This is a genomic window from Rhodococcus sp. O3 (assembly GCF_048897285.1).
In the GTDB taxonomy this organism is placed as follows: Bacteria; Actinomycetota; Actinomycetes; order Mycobacteriales; family Mycobacteriaceae; genus Rhodococcus.
The window spans coordinates 1-18,260 of the sequence record NZ_JBMBTE010000053.1 but is presented as its reverse complement, the minus strand read 5'-3'; the positions used below and the strand labels follow the sequence as shown (position 1 = coordinate 18,260).

General features: G+C 69.2%; 15 protein-coding genes and 2 pseudogenes. 9 read left to right on the top strand and 8 right to left on the bottom strand.

From position 1 onward, the window contains the following. The first annotated feature begins 20 nt into the window (after positions 1-20). The 8 genes and pseudogenes from ACN675_RS16080 (at position 21) to ACN675_RS16045 (ending at position 8,570) form a co-directional block, all read left to right on the top strand. On the top strand, positions 21-650 hold the full coding sequence (locus ACN675_RS16080) for a hypothetical protein (RefSeq protein ID WP_420751794.1): 630 nt from the start codon (positions 21-23) through the stop codon (positions 648-650). Between the two features lie 134 nt (positions 651-784). Then, positions 785-2,410, top strand: coding sequence for an MFS transporter (locus ACN675_RS16075; RefSeq protein WP_420751793.1), 1,626 nt, complete (start codon positions 785-787; stop codon positions 2,408-2,410). A 186-nt stretch (positions 2,411-2,596) separates the two neighbouring features. After that, a pseudogene (locus ACN675_RS16070) lies at positions 2,597-2,946 on the top strand (transglutaminase N-terminal domain-containing protein); the annotation flags it as partial. Positions 2,947-2,976: 30 nt separating this feature from the next. Beyond that, positions 2,977-3,360, top strand: coding sequence for a transglutaminase family protein (locus ACN675_RS16065; RefSeq protein WP_420751812.1), 384 nt, complete (start codon positions 2,977-2,979; stop codon positions 3,358-3,360). 58 nt (positions 3,361-3,418) lie between these two features. Continuing rightward, on the top strand, positions 3,419-5,965 hold the full coding sequence (locus ACN675_RS16060) for a circularly permuted type 2 ATP-grasp protein (RefSeq protein WP_420751792.1): 2,547 nt from the start codon (positions 3,419-3,421) through the stop codon (positions 5,963-5,965). Continuing rightward, complete coding sequence (locus tag ACN675_RS16055; RefSeq protein WP_420751791.1) at positions 5,962-6,882, top strand: transglutaminase family protein; 921 nt, start codon at positions 5,962-5,964, stop codon at positions 6,880-6,882. Before ACN675_RS16060 ends, ACN675_RS16055 begins: the two co-directional genes overlap by 4 nt. Then, positions 6,875-7,921: a zinc-binding metallopeptidase family protein gene (locus ACN675_RS16050; protein ID WP_420751790.1), complete on the top strand. Its 1,047-nt coding sequence runs from the start codon at positions 6,875-6,877 to the stop codon at positions 7,919-7,921. The genes ACN675_RS16055 and ACN675_RS16050 overlap by 8 nt, the downstream gene beginning before the upstream one ends. An 82-nt stretch (positions 7,922-8,003) precedes the next feature. Continuing rightward, a complete protein-coding gene (locus ACN675_RS16045; protein ID WP_420751789.1) occupies positions 8,004-8,570 on the top strand; it encodes a class I SAM-dependent methyltransferase in 567 nt (188 codons plus the stop codon). 116 nt (positions 8,571-8,686) lie between these two features. Here ACN675_RS16045 and ACN675_RS16040 read toward each other — a convergent pair whose 3' ends face one another. Continuing rightward, complete coding sequence (locus tag ACN675_RS16040) at positions 8,687-9,862, bottom strand: serine hydrolase domain-containing protein (protein WP_420751788.1); 1,176 nt, start codon at positions 9,860-9,862, stop codon at positions 8,687-8,689. A 265-nt stretch (positions 9,863-10,127) separates the two neighbouring features. Between ACN675_RS16040 and ACN675_RS16035 the strand changes: the two genes are divergently transcribed. Next, on the top strand, positions 10,128-11,081 hold the full coding sequence (locus ACN675_RS16035) for an alpha/beta fold hydrolase (protein ID WP_420751787.1): 954 nt from the start codon (positions 10,128-10,130) through the stop codon (positions 11,079-11,081). Positions 11,082-11,132: 51 nt separating this feature from the next. Here the strand turns inward: ACN675_RS16035 and ACN675_RS16030 are convergent, their stop codons facing one another. The 7 genes and pseudogenes from ACN675_RS16030 to ACN675_RS16000 all read right to left on the bottom strand — a co-directional run. Then, on the bottom strand, positions 11,133-11,621 hold the full coding sequence (locus ACN675_RS16030) for an SRPBCC family protein (protein WP_420751786.1): 489 nt from the start codon (positions 11,619-11,621) through the stop codon (positions 11,133-11,135). Continuing rightward, positions 11,621-12,331 (bottom strand): hemerythrin domain-containing protein, encoded by a 711-nt coding sequence (locus ACN675_RS16025; protein ID WP_420751785.1) that lies wholly within the window; start codon positions 12,329-12,331, stop codon positions 11,621-11,623. Before ACN675_RS16025 ends, ACN675_RS16030 begins: the two co-directional genes overlap by 1 nt. Before the next feature lie 14 nt (positions 12,332-12,345). Beyond that, positions 12,346-13,002, bottom strand: a complete 657-nt coding sequence (locus ACN675_RS16020; RefSeq protein WP_420751784.1) for a TetR/AcrR family transcriptional regulator — start codon at positions 13,000-13,002, stop codon at positions 12,346-12,348. An 80-nt stretch (positions 13,003-13,082) separates the two neighbouring features. Next, positions 13,083-14,240 carry a VWA domain-containing protein gene (locus tag ACN675_RS16015; protein ID WP_420751783.1) on the bottom strand — a complete coding sequence of 386 codons (1,158 nt, stop codon included), beginning with the start codon at positions 14,238-14,240 and terminating at the stop codon, positions 13,083-13,085. Further along, positions 14,237-16,492, bottom strand: coding sequence for a DUF5682 family protein (locus ACN675_RS16010; RefSeq protein WP_420751782.1), 2,256 nt, complete (start codon positions 16,490-16,492; stop codon positions 14,237-14,239). The genes ACN675_RS16015 and ACN675_RS16010 overlap by 4 nt, the downstream gene beginning before the upstream one ends. Beyond that, positions 16,450-17,553, bottom strand: a complete 1,104-nt coding sequence (locus ACN675_RS16005) for an ATP-binding protein (RefSeq protein ID WP_420751781.1) — start codon at positions 17,551-17,553, stop codon at positions 16,450-16,452. The genes ACN675_RS16010 and ACN675_RS16005 overlap by 43 nt, the downstream gene beginning before the upstream one ends. Further along, positions 17,550-18,260: pseudogene (locus ACN675_RS16000) on the bottom strand (hypothetical protein); the annotation flags it as partial. The pseudogene ACN675_RS16000 and the gene ACN675_RS16005, both read right to left, overlap by 4 nt.

Genomic DNA, 18,260 nt, shown 5'->3' with positions numbered 1-18,260 from the left:
GCGCCGCCCTGACCGGAAGGGTGCCGATCGTGTTTGCACGCTCGACCACAATTCATGCGCATCCGTCCTACATCGACGCCGGAATCAAGCACGTACGAGACGTCGTGATGCCGGCACTGACGGACATCGAGGGATGCATGGGAATGTCCCTGTTAATCGACCGCGACTCCGGCCGGTGCATCGCGACCAGTTCGTGGCGGGACGAGGAATCGTTGCGCGCGAGCGAGGGACCGGTGCGCGAACTGCGGGATACCGCCGCCGAGATCTTCCACGCCACCACGGAGGTGTCGCGGTGGGAGATCGCCGTCATGCATCGTGACCACCACGCCGAGCGAGGGGCCTATTGCCGGGTCACGTGGGTCAAGACCGAGCCGTCCGACATGGACCGCGGCGTGGACCTGTGGAAGATGGCTGCACTGCCCAAGATGGAAGAACTCCCCGGTTTCTGCAGCGCCAGCCTGATGTTCGACCGTGCAGCCGGCCGCGGAGTGTCGTCGCTGACGTTCGACAGCAGAGAGGCGATGGAAGGCAACAGGGAGCGTCTCGACGACATCCGGGCCGAAACGGCACGTGAGGCGGGCGCCGAGGTCCTCGACACCTGCGAGTTCGAACTCGCCATTGCGCACCTGCACGTCCCGGAGATGGTGTGAACGATTAGACGGTCGCGAAGGACGACCCCGCCGAGGGTCGGCGGCTGTCGCAGCCGCCGGCATCACAACCACATCAACCGAGCCATCCTCCCGATTCCGAGCGGAGGACAGCGGCAATCGCGCACCATTGTTCCGTGACCACACCCGACGAGGGCCGTCCCGCCCGAGCACCGCTGGTGCTCGCATCGCTGATCCTCGTAGCGGCAGTTGCGAACCTGAACCTCGCCGTCGCGAACGTCGCGCTCCCGGATATCGGGAAGGCGTTCGACGCTGGTCAGACCGAACTGAACCTGATCGCGGTCGGCTATTCGGTCGGGTTGGCAGCGTCGGTGCTCTACCTGGGTGCAGTCGGTGACCGCTACGGCCGCAAGACCATGCTGGTACTCGGCATGTCGCTGTCGGTTCCGGCATCGCTCGTGGCCGGGTTCGCCCCGAACGCGGAGATACTGTTCGCGGCACGGCTGGTCGGCGGCGTGTCCGCAGGTCTCGCCTTCCCGACGACACTGGCATTGATCACCGCGCTGTGGTCGGGGCCGGCACGGACCCGCGCGATCGCATTGTGGTCGTCGATCGGTGGCGGTCTCACCGCCCTCGGCCCGCTCGTCGCCGGGGCACTGCTCGAGGGGTTCTTCTGGGGATCGGTGTTCCTGGTGACGATTCCGCTGGCGTTGCTGGCGCTGGCGCTGACGTGGGTTCTCGTGCCGAGTCACGTCAACGAGTCCACCGATCCCGTCGACCATCTCGGTGGCATCGTCTCGGTGGTCCTGGTCGGCTCCCTGGTGCTCGGCATCAACTTCGTGCCGGTCGACGGAATGAAGACCGTCGCTGTGTCGGCGCTGGTGATCGCACTCGCGTCGGGAATCGCCTTCGTGCTTCGCCAATTGCGGGCCCGCAACCCGCTGTTCGATCTGCAGGTCGCGCGGCGCCGAATCTTCTGGGTCGCCGCGGTCGCGGGGATCATCGTGTTCGGCACGTTGATGGGCACGATGTTCATCAGCCAGCAGTACCTGCAGAACGTGCTGGGGTATTCGACGCTGGCGGCCGGGTCGGCCGCGCTGCCCGCGGCGCTGGTCATGGTGCTGGTCGCACCGCACTCGGCGAAGCTCGTCGAATCGCGGGGGTCGCGGTTCACGCTGCTGTCCGGGTACGTGGCGATCGTGGCGGGGCTGGTCGTCGCGCTGGTGTTGTGGGACGAGGGCGCGCACTACTGGGTTGTGGCGCTCGGGTACATGTGTCTCGGTGCCGGGGTGGGTCTCGCGGGGACACCGGCGTCGCATTCGCTGACCGGTTCGGTGCCGGTGGCGCGGGCCGGCATGGCTTCGGGTACCGCGGATCTGCAACGCGACCTCGGCGGGGCGATCGTGCAGTCGATTCTCGGCGCGCTGCTCACCGCCGGGTACACCGCGTCGTTCACGTCCACCATCGCCGCGAGCCCGCAGGCGTCGGCGGTCAGCGAGCAGACCCAGGTCGCCCTGGAGAAGTCGTTCGCGGGCGCCGTGAACATCGCCGAGACGTATCCGCAGTACGCGCAGCAGATCATCGCGGCGGCCCGGTCGGCGTTCCTCGACGGCGACACCCGCGCCTATAGCGCCGCGATCGGGATCGTGCTCATCGGAGCGGCGCTGGTGTTCTTCGTGTTCCCCAAGCACGACGCGGAAACCGCGCTGCTGGAGCGGTATGCAGCCGAGGACGCGGAGGCAGGGGAGAAGACGACCGGGGACAGGGTGACCGGGGACGCGGAGATCGAGGACGCAGGGTAGAAAACCGGGCAGCCAGTTCCTTCGCGAGGCTCCGATCGTCGCTCGGGATGATCGCCGGCCGAAACGAGGTTTCGTGCCGGGAATGTTCCGTTCGTATTGCGTGCCGACGGCGTCGCCGCGCTCGTCGCGCGCCCCGAGAACAGCCGTGGTGGAATCGGGCCGTCGCCGCTCGGCCGGGAGGATTTCATGGGCATCAGGGTCGCACTGGAACATCGGACGGAAACGATTTCGACCGCCTCGTCGAGGTGCACCCGCACGGCATTCGGTTGCGGCCCGCCCCGCACACCCGCACGCCGATCGAGGCGTACTCGCTGAAGATCGAACCGGCCGGGCACTTCGTCGACTGGCAGCAGGACGCATTCGGCAATTTCCTTGCCCGCGTGGTCTTCCCGGAACGTGCCAGGAAGCTGTCGATCACCGTCGGACTCGTGGCCGATATGGAAGTGATCAACCCGTTCGACTTCTTCATCGAGGACTACGCCGAATACTTCGGGTGGGAGTACCCACCGGAACTCGCGGCCGACCTCGAGCCGTACCGCGGCCGGTACGTCGTCACCTGCAACGGTGTGCCGGTGCCGCTGCTCGGGACCGGCAAGGACGACGTGCAGGTCGCCGGGGTGCGGTATCGCGCATGGCAGCCGCCGAGCGCCCTGCATCCGACGATCGAGGTGCACAGCCCCCTGGTGTTCGACGTCGTCGACCTCGAGTCGGGTCGGTCGCGCGGCGGTTGCACCTACCACGTCGTGCATCCCGGTGGCCGCGCCTACGACACCCCGCCGGTCAACGCGGTCGAGGCACAATCACGCCGCAACCGCCGGTTCGAGGACCACGGATTCACGCCGGGACGTATCGACCTGGCAAGGTTGCAGGAGACGCAGGCGCGGCTGGCGGTGGACGTGACGGCCCCCGGACTCCTCGACCTGCGGCGGACGGACACCGCCTGGCGTTGACGGCACCGAAGCAGAGGCCCGGTGGCGCAGGCAACGAGCCCCGGGAGGACGGCAACCGATGACCGACGTCGCCGATGTGGCGCTGACCGGATACGTGCACCCCGGGCCCGAATTCGACGAACTGCTCGGTCCGGACGGCCGGTTGCGGGCCCACTGGGCCGACTTCGCGGACGGATGGCGTCCCCGCGAGCCGGAACCGCTCGCGATGTACCGGCAGCGGCTGCGCACGCTGGTCGACCACCACGGCATCGGCTACAACCCGATCGACCTGTCCGGGGCACCCACGCCGGTGCGCTGGAACGTCGACGGCGTGCCGCTGGTGCTGGCCGCCGACGACTGGGCCGAGCTGGAACGGGGCCTGGTGCAGCGGTCGCGGTTGCTCGACGCGCTGCTCGCCGACCTGTACGGCGAGCTGCGGACCGTTCGGGACGGGCTGCTGCCGCCGCGGCTGGTGTTCGGGCACTCGGGGTATGTGCGCGCCGCGCACGGGCTGACCCTGCCCGGCCCGCACCAGCTGTTCCTGCACGCCGTGGATGTTGCGCGCGGCACCGACGGCCGCTTCCGGGTGTCGCGGGATCTGACGCAGGCACCGTCGGGTGCGGGGTACGCGATGGTGGATCGGCGGGTGATGTCGCGGGCCCTGCCGGATCTGTACCAGACGACGAGCCCGCGGCCGCTGTCCCCGTTCGCGCAGGCCGTGCGGCTGGCGTTGCGGGATGTCGCGCCGGTCGGCGTGGAGGATCCGACGGTCGTGGTGCTCACCCCCGGTGCGACCTCGGAGACCGCATTCGACCAGGCCTACATCGCCGGGACTCTGGGCCTGCCGCTGGTCGAATCCGCCGATCTGGTGGTTCGCGACGGCCGGTTGTGGATGCGTTCGCTCGGATCGCTCACCCGGGTGGACGTGGTGCTGCGCCGCGTCGACGCGGCCTTCGCGGATCCGCTGGACCTGCGGCCCGATTCGCAGCTCGGGGTGGTGGGACTGGTGGAGGTGGTGCGCCGCGGCGCGGTCTCCGTCGTCAACACCCTCGGCAGCGGCGTCCTCGAGAACCCGGCGCTCGCGGCGTATCTGCCGAGGTTGTGCCGGGCCCTGCTCGACGAGGAACTGCTGCTCGAGTCGGCACCCGCCCACTGGGGTGGCACCGACGACGGGCGGTCGCTGCTCGCCGCACGGTTCGACGACCTGGTGCTGCGGTCCACGGTGACCACCGAGACCGCGGTGCCCGGCGCACTCGACGCGGCGCAACGGGAACTGTTGCGGGACAGGGTCTTCGCCGATCCGGCACGCTGGGTCGGCACCGAACCGGCCGAGCATTCGTACGCGCCGGTGCTGGCGGCCGGCCGCGACGTGTTCGAGGCCGCACCCGTCGGTATCCGCCTGTTCACGGTCGCGCAGCGGGTCGGATTCACACCGATGCCCGGCGGGCTCGGCCAGGTCCTCGCGCCGGGCGCCGGCCGCGACATCGTCGCGAAGGACGTGTGGGTCCGGTCGGTGCCCGCCGCGTCGACGGCGGATCCGTCCGGGGCGGCCGAGACGCTGCCCGAGTTCGCGGTGCCCGCGGTCGACGTGGTCACCTCGCCCCGAGTCCTCGGTGATCTGTTCTGGATCGGCCGCTACTCGGAGCGCGCCGAGGACACCGCGCGGCTGCTCATCGCGGTGCGGGAACGCTATCAGGACTATCGGTTCCGGCCGTGGCTCGCGGGCAGCGAATGCCTGCCGGTGCTGCTGCAGACACTGACGGCCGCGGCGCCGGCGTCGGAGTTCGCGGTCACCGACGATCCGGACGCGCCGCGCATCGACAGCTACCGGGTCGCGACCGCGGAGTTCCGTTCGCTGACGGTCGATGCGGACCGGCTCGGATCGCTGGCGCAGTCGTTCGCCGGACTCGAGCGGGCCGCCCGGGCCGTGCGCGACCAACTCTCGAACGACACGTGGTCGGTGCTGGCGGACGTGCGGCGTGCCCTCGACGAACTGGCCGCCACCCCGGACGAGGGAGGGTCGCTGCTCGAGGTCACGCAGTCCGCGGTGCTGCGGGGCATGCTCGCGTTGTCCGGTCTGGGCGCCGAGTCGATGGTCCGTGACATCGGCTGGCACGTGATGGACATCGGGAAGCGGATCGAGCGGGGGCTGGCGCTCACGTCGCTGCTGTCGACGACGCTGGTCGACGTGCGCGCGGCCGGCACCGAACGGGCCCTCGTCGAGTCGGTGCTCGTCGCGGCCGAGAGCTCGGTGACGTTCCGGCGCCGCAATCATCGGGTGCGGGTGGCGGCGGTGGCCCAGTTGCTGCTGTTCGACATCGGCAATCCGCGGTCGCTCGCGCACCTGCTCGACCGGATCAAGGAGAACCTGCGGGCGCTGCCGGACGCGTCGGGTGCCTCGCGGCCCGAGCGGCTCGCCGAGGAGCTGATCACCCGGCTGCGCCGCGTCGATCCGGTGGATCTCGAGACCGCCACGGACGGCACCCGCACCGAACTGGCCGAACTGCTCACCGCGGTACATCGCGGACTCGAAGAACTGTCCGAGCTGCTCCTGCAGGGACCGTTGTCTCTGCCCGGCGGCACCCGGCCGCTGTGGGGCGGCGCCGAGAACAGGAGGATGCCGTGACCGACCCCGCTGTGACCGACACCGTGCGTCGCTACCGGATCGTGCACCGCACCACCTACCGGTACTCGGGGACGGTCACCTCCTCCTACGGCCGCGGCTACCTGATGCCGCGGGACACCGGCGAGCAGCGGGTCGTCGACACCGCCGTCACCGTCGAACCGACGCCCGGCGACACCTCCACCGGCGTCGACATCTGGGGCAACCGGGACGTGTACTTCCACGTCGTCGAACCGCACGACACGCTGGTGGTGACCGCACGTTCGGTGGTCGAGGTGAGTCGGCCCGACCCTGCGGTGTGGACGGCCGGACCCGCGCTGCAGCCCTGGGAGTCGGCGCGACCGGCGACCGCTGGCGGTGCGCTGGCGACCGACTTCGTGCTCGACCTCGAGCCCGCCGAGATCGACGATTCGGTGATCGAATACGCCGCAGCGACATTCGTTCCGGGACGCCCGCTGGGTGAGGCGATCGTCGAGCTCACCCACCGGATCTTCACCGATTTCACGTACTGCTCGGGATCGACCTCGGTGTCCACCCGGGTTTCCGAGGTCCTCGCCGCCCGGGCCGGCGTGTGCCAGGATTTCGCGCGCCTGGCGATTGCCTGCCTGCGCGCGAACGGTCTTGCAGCACGGTATGTTTCGGGATATCTGGCAACGGATCCGCCGCCCGGCAGGGAACGCATGATCGGGATCGACGCCACCCACGCGTGGGCGGCGGTGTGGCTCCCGGGCGATCGGTGGCTGGCGTTCGACCCGACCAACGATCAGCTGGTCGACGAGCGGTACACGACGGTGGGCTGGGGCCGCGACTACGCCGACGTGCCGCCCCTCCGTGGCGTCATCTATACCGAAGCGAAGGACAGTACCATCGACGTGTCCGTGGACGTCGCACCGATCACGAAGGATGGTTTCGATGCGTGACTTCTCCTGTCCCACTTGCGGTCAGCAGCTGGCCTTCGAGAACTCGGTGTGCCTGGGATGTGGAGCGCGCCTCGGGTTCGACCTCGGCACGGTCTCCATGGTCACCATCGTCGACGAACCCACGGTCTCCCTGGATCCGAGCACAGGGTCGGTGCCCGCGGCCGCGTACCGGCTGTGCGCCAATATGCATCTCGCGCGGTGCAATTGGATCGTCCGTGTCGACTACTCCGGCAACGGCGTGACGTTGTGCCCGTCGTGCGAGCTGACCCGGACCCGGCCCGCGGACGACGACGTGGTCGCGCTCGAGGCGTTCGCCGAGGCCGAGGCGGCGAAGCGCCGGCTACTGGTGGAGCTGACCGAGCTGGGATTGCCGGTGGTCGGCCGGGCCGAGGACCCCGAGACGGGGCTGACCTTCGATCTGCTGTCGAGCCGTGACGAGCCGGTGGTCACGGGGCACGATTCCGGGGTGATCTCCCTCGATCTCGCCGAGGGCGACGACGTGCACCGCGAACAACTGCGGGTCGCGATGGACGAGCCGTACCGCACGGTGCTCGGCCACTTCCGTCACGAGATCGGGCACTACTACCAGATGGTGCTGATCGTCGACGACGACGCCCGGCAGCGGTTCACGGAACTGTTCGGTGATCCCGACCAGGACTACCAGCAGGCCCTCGACCGGCACTATTCCGAGGGCGCTCCCGCCGGGTGGGAGGACACCCACGTGTCGAGCTACGCGACGATGCACCCGGCCGAGGACTGGGCCGAAACGTTCGCCCACTACCTGCACATGCGCGACACCCTCGACACGGCGGCGGCATTCGGGTTCGCGCCGGCCGGTGCCAGCCTCGATCGCCCGCAACCCGGGCCGGCCGGTTTCGACCGGTTCCTCGAACAGTGGTTGCCGCTCACGTGGTCGTTGAACATGGTCAACCGGTCGATGGGACGGCCGGACCTGTATCCGTTCGTGTTGCCGCCCCCGGTCCTGGACAAGATGCGTTTCGTGCACGAGCAGATCGCCGCGCGCGTCATGGTGTCCTGAGGCGCCGTCTCCGGAGGCGCCGTTGTGCCTGGGCGGGGGAGCGGCCTACGGTCGAAACGGAAGCCCGTCGAGGAGTGGTCGCATGAGCCTGTTCTATCGCCTCGCCTACCGCGTCGGCTTCACACCGTGGGAACGCGCGGACGTTTCGCGGGGCGCCCATTTCGACGCGTTGCTCGAGTCGGTGCCCGGTCCGGGCCGGGCGCTCGATGTCGGCTGCGGCAGCGGTGAGTTGTCGATCCGGCTCGCGCGGCGCGGCTGGGACGTCACCGGAATCGACAATGTGCCGGCAGCGGTCGAATCGGCGATGGTTGCGGCCGAGCAGGCCGGGGTCGACGTGAGATTCGTCGAAGGCGACGTCACCGCGATGGCGGACCGGGTCGGGTCGGAATACGGCCTGATCGTGGATTTCGGTTGTTTCCACGGACTTTCGGAAAGTGAGCGAGCCGCGTACCGCCGGCAACTCGACCGAGTGTGCTCGCCCGGCGCGACATTGCTGATGTTCGCGTTCGAGCCGCATTTCCGCGGACCGCTCCCGCGCGGCGTCGACCTGGCCGAAATCGAGCAGATCTTCTCCGGATGGTCGGTGGTGGAGGAGGTTTCGGTGCGGGTCGGATTCCATGCGAAGTGGTATCGCTTGGTCCGGCGCTGACAAGTGCCGTAGCTCGTGGGCATTCGGGCACTCGACCGCGAAATCCCGACTACGGAAATCTGAACCGTACGGAATAACTTTATTTCCAGAATCTCGGGTCGACTGCGTTGGGCAGGTCAGTTCGGCGAAGCCGGGATGGCGCCGGAAATCAACGCCGAGATCATCGAGGCCGGCAGCTGCAGGTCGGGCGCCTGGGTGATGTTGGTGAGAACGACGATGACAGTGCCGTCGGCCTGCCGGACCGCGGTCTGGGTCTGGAAGCCGCTGATGTGCCCGTTGTGACCGACAAGCCCGTTCAGGTCGCCGATGCCGAGACCGTACGGCAGGGGCCCGGTGGTGATGAAATCCAGTCGCTGAGCTTGCATCTCCGGTTCGAGTAGGTCGCCGTCGACGAGGACCTTCGCCCAGATTGCCAGGTCCGCGGCGGTGCAGATGGCCTCGCCGGCACCGAACCCCCAAGAGGGGTTGAAGTTCGTGACGTCGACCAGTTCCGGTGTCGGGGCGGGCGGGCTCGGGTCGTCCCACTTGGTGCCGTACTGGTAGCCGTAGCTGAACGGGCCGGGAATCGTCGCATCCGTCGCGATGGGCAGCGAGCAGCCGTTCATCTGCGACGGCGTGAAGACGCGATCCTGGATCAGTGTTCTCAGAGGCGCGTCGCCGAAGCGCTCGGCGAGCATTCCGAGCAGTACATAGTTGGTGTTCGAGTATTCCCAGCCCTCGCCCGGCGCGAAGTCGGCGGGGACGCCCTCGATCGTCGCGAGGAGTTCGTCCGGGGTCCAGACTCGCTGTGGATCGTCGGCCAGCGCGTTCAGGAACGCGTCGGTGGTGTACGTCGGAATCCCGGACGTCATGTTCAGTGCCTGCCGGATGGTGGCCCCGTTGGTGTCCACGTCCGGGAAGTACTTCTCGAGTGGGTCGTCCAGTCCGAACTTGCCCTCCTGCGCGAGCTGCAGGACGACCGTCGCGGTGAACGTCTTGGTGATGCTTCCGATCCGGAAGTGATCGCTCATCTCCACCGGCTCGCCGGTGTCGATGTTCGAGACGCCGGCCGCGATCTCGTAGTTGCCCCGGTCGGGGCTCTGGACGATGGCGACCAGTCCCGGGATGCCCATTTCCTCCATCTGCTCAGTGATCACCGGCCGTACTGCAGCCTCGAGCGTGTCCTGCGCCGGTGGGGCCTCTGCGTCCGGGTCGGAGTTGCCGCAGCCGGTCAGTGTCGCGAACATCATCGTCCCGAGCGCCGTGGCCGCCGCGGCACGATGGTTGCGCATCGAGGACGATCGAGCTCGCATCAGCGGATACCTCTGGCCCGGCACCTGTAACGGTGAGACGGATTGTGGTCCCGCGGAACCCTCGACCCGGGGAAGGCTCAGGTCAGGGGGCGCCGTCGATGACCAGTGTCGCATGTGCCCCGCGGTTTCCATCCCGGAATCCGAAAGCATCGAACGGCCGGCCAACCGACCGGATGCGGCTCCGTGCCGCGGCCCGACGGACTAGTCTCGGCAAACGAACAGCCTGCTGCGGGCCGCCCTGGCGGCATCTTCGGAAGGGTTTGTGATGGCTGTTTTGGGACGCGCTCTGTTCGCCGCTCTCGTGGGCGGGACGCTCGTGTGCTCGTGCGGCACCGACACCCAGGCCGAGGACGCCGTCGCGAGCGGCGACGTCGCGGGTCGGGTGGACATCGGGGACGGCCACCACCTGTACCTCGACTGTCGCGGCACCGGAAGTCCTACGGTGGTCCTGCAATCCGGGTTCGGCAACGCCGGCGACATCTGGAGCCTGAGCGAATCCGCTTCTCCGGCTGTGCAACCGGCGCTCGCGACGTCGACTCGCGTGTGCTCCTACGACCGGCCCGGTTCCCTTGTCACCACGACCGTTCGCGACGGCGAAGTCGTCGATGCGGAGGAGCCGTCGCCGGGCCGCAGCGACGAGGTCCCGATGCCGCGCGATCCGGCGGAAGTGGTCGCCGAACTGCACGACCTGCTCACGGCGGCCGGTGAATCCGGGCCGTACGTGCTGGTCGGGCACTCGCTGGGTGGTCCGCTGCAGGTGCTCTATGCCGCCACGTATCCCTCGGAGGTGGCCGGGATCGTCCTGGTGGACGCACCGATGCCGGAGCTGCGCGCGAGCGTGACCGCCGATCAGTGGAATCTGATGGCCCACCCGCAGTTGACGCCGGGAAGCTATCCGGGCGGATATACGGCCGAAACATATTCGCTGGACCAGCTCATGGACGAGATCGAGGCTGCGCCGCCGCTGCCTCCGGTACCGATGGTCGTGCTGGTCCGCGGAGAGGACACGCCGCTGCCCGACCCGTTGCCTCCCGGCATGTCGGCTGCCGATCTCGAGGCGTTGCACAGTGCCGAGCCCCAAGCCCAGGCGGAGTTCGCCGCGAGCCAGCCCGATGCCGAACTCGTCGTCGTCCCCGGGACCACGCACTACATCCAGACCCAGCGACCCGACGCCGTGGTCGACGCAGTGAACCGCGTCCGCGATCGCGCGGACGGATAGCCCGCGTAGCCGCGATCTTCGCGGTCCATCGAGCGGGGCGTTCAGGTGGCTCTACGCTGCCTGGTGGAAGCGGGGGACCTCGGCGAGGCGCGCCAGCCGTTGGAGGTCGTCGGACAGCGCATCGCGACGGTCGCGGTGTGCCTTGATGAGGAGCCAGTACACCCGGTCCATACCGGGAGCGACACGCACCACGTCGAAGGTCTGCACGATCCGTGTTCCGGTTCCGTTCGGTTCCAGGTCGATTCGCCACACCGTGCTGTCGAGCTTTCCCCACAGGCCGACCGTTCTCCACGCCAGCGATCGCGGGGGATCGACCGTGGTGAACACGCACGACCGGGTCCAGACGAAGATGCCGGACCTGTTCGTGCCCCGGAATCGAACGCCCGGCGCTGCACGGTGGCCGGTGCCGATCCAGTGGGCACCCCGGCATTCGTGACTCCATTCGCCGATTCGGGTCACGTCGGTGATGATGCGCCACACGGCTTCTGCCGGAGCCGAGGTGATCGCTTCGACACGCCCGTACCGTAACAACCTGCCCATCACGAATGCTCCTCGATCGGTGCCACGCGCAGCGACGGCACGGTGGACGCGGGACTCGTGCCCCACAGCACGGCGGCCTGCCGACGGTACTTCCGGGCGAAACCGTGGAGGAGCAGGAAGCGCGGCACAGCGGGAACGACGTGCACGATCGTGTCGCGATCTTCGGGGGTCACCCCGTCGATGATCCAGTGCGCTTCCATGCCGAGCTCGGCGAAGCCCTTCGGCTCGACGAAATACTTCTTCTCGATTGTGCGGTACTCCGCGGTGGTGATCGTGGTCGCGACGACCGGCATCATCTCGAGCTCCTCGCGCCGCAGGTGGGGGAGCAGAACGTCTTCGAGTCCGGTCAGGGCGGTGAGCAACCGTTCTCGTGCGGACGGGTCGTCGCCGTACGCCCGCGCGCCGTCCTCCACGCCGGCGATCGCTCCGCCGATCTGTTGGTGGTCGGAGGCCATCCGATCGAGCAGCGCACCGGCCGCCGGGTTCTTCGCCCGGATCGCCGGCCACAGTCCGGCGTCCTCACCCGCATGGTGCATGTGCAGGAACCGGCACATCCAGAGGAGGTGCGCGGCGAGGGTACGGCGGCGTGGCTCGTCGGGATGCGGGGGAGTCTCCAGCACCATGCGCGTTCGTCGGAGGTCGCGACGCAATGCGCTGTGCACGATTCCCATGCTTCGTGTGTCGGCGGGCTCGTTTCGCGTGGTGTTCATGGCCCGCCCTCCTTTCACATCTCCAGAGAGAGCAATTTGACGATCGTGTCGGTGAGCCACTGCTCGTACCGGGCGGGGCTCCACCCTGCGCTGCGGATGAGAAGGTCGTAGACCTCCAACGTGATCACCACCCAGACGCTGTCGCTTTCGACCGGCGTGAGATCGCGGCCCGCGACAACCGCACTCGCGACGCGAACGGTCTGCCGCTGGGCCTGCCGGATCTCGTCGAGCCGGGACGCGAGTTGCGGTTCCGCGGCCGCTCCTTCGCGCAGGGCGCGTTGCAGGCCGACGGTGCGCCCGTTCACCCCGGCGACCAATCTCGCGGCCGCGGCGGCTCGTTCCCGAGGAGTTCCGCGGGAAATGGCCGCGAACTCGGGCCGGTCGATCAGCGCCACCGGCTCGTCGTCGCCGACGACCGCGATATCGAGCACCTGATTGAACAGTCGAGGCTTGGAACCGAAGTGGCTGTACACGGTCTCGAAGGAGACCCCGGCCGCGCGTGCGATCTCGCGCATCCCGACGGACCAGCCACGTTCGGTGAACAGGGTCGCGGCGGCGTCGAGGATTCGGCGTCGGCTCTCCTCGGCCTGACGGCGCCGGAGCGTCGCGTCGTACCGCCGCGCCTTCGGGGTGGTCGATGCAGTCCCGCGTGCGTCCGCGTTCGTGCTCACCACTCCATTGTGTAACGTCATTATTTTCAATACAAGCGTTTGTATCGAATTATGATGGACGGGGGGTGGTTCGCTGCGCTCTACAGCGACCGCGACCACCGCCCGACGTCGCCGCGTTCGAGCGCCAGCGCCAGCAGTTCCGGGAACCGGTCGGGTGTGCACGCGAACGCCGGGATGCCCAACGCACCGAGTGCGGCCGCGTTCTCCCGATCGAAGGCCGGAGCACCGTCGTCGGACAGGGCCAGCAGGACCACCACCTGCACCCCGGCGTCGCGCATCGACGCCATCCGGCTGAGCATCTCCGCGCGGATACCGCCCTCGTACAGGTCGGAGATCAACACGAACAGCGACTCGGTGGGCCGGGTGATCAGTGACCGGCTGTACGCGATCGCGCGGTTGATGTCGGTGCCGCCGCCGAGTTGCGTGCCGAACAGAACCTCCACCGGATCGGACAACTTGTCGGTCAGATCCACCACCGCGGTGTCGAACACGACCAGCGACGTGCGCAGCGCGCGCATCGACGCGAGCACCGCCCCGAACACCGACGCGTACACCACGCTCGATGCCATCGATCCCGATTGGTCGATCGCCAGCACCACGTCGCGTTGCACGGCCTGCGAGCGCCGGCCGTATCCGATCAGCCGCTGCGGCACCACAGTGCGGTACTCCGGCAGATAGTGCGCGAGATTCGCGCGGATCGTGCGATCCCAATCGATGTCGCGCAACTTCGGATTCGACGTCCGCGCCGCCCGATTCAACGCACCGGTCACTGCGGACCGGGTGTGCTGGGCGATGCGTTCCTCGATCTCACGCACCACCTTCTCCACGACCATCCGCGCGGTCGCACGGGTGGTCTCCGGCATCACCTTGTTCAAGCTGAGCAACGTGCCGACGAGATGCACGTCCGGTTCCACGGCGTCGAGCAGTTCCGGTTCGAGGAGCAGCTGCGTCAGCCCCAGCCGCTCCATCGCGTCACGCTGCATGACCTGCACCACCGAGGTGGGGAAGTAGGTGCGGATGTCGCCGAGCCAGCGCGCCACCCGCGGCGCCGAACCGCCCAGACCGGCGCTGCGCCGGCCGCTCGGATCCGGATCGCTGCGATCGTAGAGAGCGGCGAGGGCACCGTCCATCGCCTCGTCGTCGGTGGAGCACAGCCCGCCGGTGGAGTCCTCGGCGGCCTCGCCGAGCAACAGCCGCCAGCGTCGCAGCCGTTCCGTATCGTCCGATGATGTTGTCACGCAGGAACTCCCAGGATCAGTGCGGTGGTGCGGACGGCGCGGGCTCCTCGCTCGGTATCGACGGAAGCGACACTGCCGTGGGTCCGCTCCCCGCCGCGCACCACCGCGCCGAGCGTGCGGCGCTCGGCGGGAGCGAACCCGCCGAAGGTGCGGCGCAGCACGGGCAGCACGTCCACGAAATCCTGTGCGGGAAGCGCCGAGACCCAGTCGTCGATCAACCGCAGCAGGTCGCGGTCGTGCATGAGCAGGACCGCGCCGCCGCCGACGAATCCGTCGATCCAGCGCGCCTTCGCACCCGGATCGCTGCCCACCGACAGTGCCCGCGACACCCGAAGCGCGGTTTCGTCCTCGTCGATCCGGCCGATGTCTCGCAGCAGTCGCACGGTCCGGCCGGTGAGGATGCCGTCGACGTCGTCGCGGTCCGCGATCACCCGGAGTGCGGCGAGCCACCGCCCGGTCGTGTCCGCGTGGTCGCGGACGGCGATCGCGGTGTGCACGTCGTCGACGGCCTTGCGCAGCGCGTCCGCGGCATCGGCATCCAGACCGGTCGCCGCCGCAGGCAGGCCGGCGCAGATCCGGGCGAGCAGGGCGTCGGTGACGTGCGCGAGCGAGGACAGGTCGGTGCCCCGGACATCGCCGTACCGCAGTGTGCGGATCAGCGCCGGCAGCGCCGACATCAGGTGCAGCACGTCGTGATCGAGCGCGGCCGCGGCATCGACCGCGGACAGCACATCCGGGATCGCCGTGCGCAGGTCGGCGAGCAGCGCCTTCTCCAGCGTCTCGGTGACCGCGCCGAGGGAAACCTCGGGGCCGCTTATCCGATCGAGGACCATCGCGTGCGCCGCCGACTCGACGGTCGTTCCCCACCGCGAGGCCTCGACGACGGCGACGGACAGTTCCGGCTCCCACCGCAGCGTCCACGACTCACGGAAGGTGCCGGTGGAACGGACCGCGCTCGTCGCCGGTTTCGCCCAGTCGATGCCGAGCAGCGCGAGGCGGTGCAGCAACCGCGACCGCTGCAGATCGTTGTCCCTGCGCAGATCCAGGTCGAGGTTCTTGTCGACCACGGAACGCTTGAGCCGCAGCGTCTTCGACCGAGCCTGCAGGTCCGCGTCCAGGGGCACCGTCGGGGTCTCGTCGGGGATCTCGCCGAGCGCCTCGCCGACGACGAGTCGCCGCGTCACCAGGTCGAGCAGCACGTCGTCGCCGTCGCACAGCACCGACCGGGTCGCCTCGGTGACCTCGGTGAGGCCGGGCAGCGGCCGCTCGCGCAGCGCGGCCAGCGTGTCGGCCAGTCGCGTGGCCTCGATGACGCGCGCGCTCGACACCGGCAGGTCTTCGCTGCGCAGCTCCCGCGCGACCCGCGTGAACCACCGTTCGATCGTGTGGTCGTGGTGGGTGAACAGGTGGTGGTACCAGCCGGGCGAGGTGACGCCCGCGCCGTATCCGGACGCCGACGACAACCGCGAGTGCGTCCACGGCACCCACGTGAGCGACGACTTGATCTTCGGCATGCCCTTGAGCAGTCGTGCGTCGGGTGCCGCGGGCCCGAGTCTGCCGGACAGCGCCGGAGCGTGCATCGCCCCGCACACCACCGCGATCTTCTGGGCACCTGCCTTGACGGTCGCGCGCAGCACCTGACGCATGTGCGCCTCGCGTCGCAGTGTGTGCTCGTCGATCTCCATCGTCTCGCGCAGCGCCGTCATCGCTTCGGTGATGGCGTCGAAACCGTCTGCATGATGGCCGTTTTCGGGGTCCGTACCGTCTTGATGCCGGGTGCGGGATTCGACGACGGCGTCCCACCACTGCTCGAAATCGTCGTAGCCGCCGGCCGCGGCGAGCGCGTCCAGCGGATCCGGGCCCTGCTCGCCTGCCGGCCGCTCCGCCGCGAGGCTCAGCGCCGCCGGCAGATCGCAGAAGCGGACGTCCGCGTCGTGCAGGATCGCCCACTGCAGTGCCTGCCACTCCGGGGAGAACGTGGCCAGGGGCCAGAACGCGGCCGTCGCCGGGTTGCCGGTCGCGTACCCGAGCAGCGCGACGGGCGGGCGCATCTGCTCGGACGCCGCCAGCGCCACCAGCGGATCGGCGTCGGCGGGGCCTTCGATGAGCACGGTGTCCGGTTCGAACTCGGCGAGCGCGCGCAGCAGTGCGCGTGCCGAGCCCGGCCCGTGGTGCCGGATGCCCAGCACCCGGACCTGCGCGGTCACGCTCACCCGGCGACCTCGCGGCACGCACGGTAGAAGTCGGACCATTCGGGACGGCCGCGGACGACGGCCTCGAGGTACTCGTCCCACACCACGGTGTCGGCGACCGGATCCTTGATCACGGCACCGAGGATGCCGGCGGCGACATCGGCCGAGCGCAGCACGCCGTCCCCGAAGTGCGCCGACAGGGCCAGCCCGTTGGTGACCACCGAGATGGCCTCCGCGGTGGACAGGGTGCCGGACGGCGACTTGAGCTTGGTGCGGCCGTCGCTGGTCACGCCGCGACGCAGCTCCCGGAAAACCGTTACCACGCGCCGGATCTCGTCGGCCGCCGCCGGAACCTGCGGCAACTCGAGCGCGGACCCGAGTTGCGCCACACGCCGCGCGACGATCTCCACCTCGTCGTCCTCGCTGGCGGGCAGCGGCAGCACCACGGTGTTGAACCGCCGGCGCAGCGCCGACGAGAGGTCGTTGACACCGCGGTCGCGGTCGTTGGCGGTGGCGATGACGTTGAATCCCTTGGTGGCCTGCACCTCGATGCCGAGTTCGGGGACGGGCAGCGTCTTCTCGGACAGGATCGTGATGAGCGCGTCCTGCACGTCGGCGGGAATGCGGGTCAGTTCCTCGATGCGGGCGACGGCGCCGTCGCGCATCGCGGTCATCACCGGTGACGGCACCAGTGCGGCCGGGGTCGGGCCCTCGGCGAGCAGCCGCGCGTAGTTCCACCCGTAGCGGACCGCTTCCTCGGCGGTGCCGGCGGTGCCCTGCACCAGACGCGTCGAGGTTCCGGAGATCGCTGCCGCCAGATGCTCGGACACCCAGGTCTTGGCGGTGCCGGGCACACCGAGCAGCAGCAGTGCGCGATCGGTGGCCAGTGTCGCGACCGCCACCTCCATGAGCCGACGTGGCCCGACGTACTTGGGACTGACGACGGTGCCGTCGGACAGTTCCCCGCCGAGCAGGTACGTCACGACCGCCCAGGGCGACAGCTGCCAGGACGGCGGCCGCGGACGATCGTCGACGCGAGCGAGCGCGGCGAGTTCGTGCGCGTACTGCTGCTCCGCGTGCGGGCGCAGCAGGTTCGGCTCGTCGATGACGGTGTCGGTCAACTCAACTCCTCGTGAAGGGTTCGGCGAAGTTTCAGGATGTCGGCGGCCGTCGCGAAACGATTGAGCCGGACAAGGTCGTCGGTGCGGGTGGCGGCGTCGTCGAACAGGTCGACCAGTTCGAACGGGGCGCGGCGAGCGAGCAGGTCGGTCAGCGCCCGGAAGCTGTGCGACGTCGGCGCCGCGGCGGTGTAGAGGACGGTCAGGACCTTCCGGGCGATGTCGGCGGGCCACGGTGCCGGGAGCGCGGCGAGGTCGTCGACGAGCAGCAGTTGCGGGGCGGACATGCGTCGCAGGTACTCGACGAGCACGTCCCGAGGTGCGTGTGCGGCGACGCGGGAGTCGGCCCGGTCGTCGCGCGCCAACAGCGCGGTGGCCCAGGCGGCGTCGCGCTGATGATCGACAGCGCTGTTCCGGCCGTGCTGGAGGACGTCCCGCAGGTGCTCGCTCACCTCGAGTTCCAGCACCTCGCCGATTCGCATACCGGGCGCGAGCCACGCGGACAGCGGCGCGGATGCTGCCAGCGCCCACACGCGGGCACGGTCGCGGGCCTTCTCGGCCGGGTACGCGCGGTCCGCGTGTGCCGCCTCGGCCGCACGGGGTAGCGGATCGTCGAGACCGTCGCGTATCGCTTCCGCGTCGAGCACGTCCGGGATCGTGAATTCGAGGGCGCCGTCGTGCACGCGCGCCCAGGCCCGCACGCGCTCGGT

Bases quoted from the DNA above. Each gene is read 5' to 3' on its own strand.
- ACN675_RS16010 (WP_420751782.1), bottom strand. From the start codon at position 16,492: ATGGTCCGACTTCTACCGTGCGTGCCGCGAGGTCGCCGGGTGAGCGTG.
- ACN675_RS16025 (WP_420751785.1), bottom strand. From the start codon at position 12,331: ATGAACACCACGCGAAACGAGCCCGCCGACACACGAAGCATGGGAATC.
- ACN675_RS16060 (WP_420751792.1), top strand. From the start codon at position 3,419: ATGACCGACGTCGCCGATGTGGCGCTGACCGGATACGTGCACCCCGGG.
- ACN675_RS16040 (WP_420751788.1), bottom strand. From the start codon at position 9,862: ATGCGAGCTCGATCGTCCTCGATGCGCAACCATCGTGCCGCGGCGGCC.
- ACN675_RS16045 (WP_420751789.1), top strand. From the start codon at position 8,004: ATGAGCCTGTTCTATCGCCTCGCCTACCGCGTCGGCTTCACACCGTGG.
- ACN675_RS16030 (WP_420751786.1), bottom strand. From the start codon at position 11,621: ATGGGCAGGTTGTTACGGTACGGGCGTGTCGAAGCGATCACCTCGGCT.
- ACN675_RS16050 (WP_420751790.1), top strand. From the start codon at position 6,875: ATGCGTGACTTCTCCTGTCCCACTTGCGGTCAGCAGCTGGCCTTCGAG.
- ACN675_RS16035 (WP_420751787.1), top strand. From the start codon at position 10,128: ATGGCTGTTTTGGGACGCGCTCTGTTCGCCGCTCTCGTGGGCGGGACG.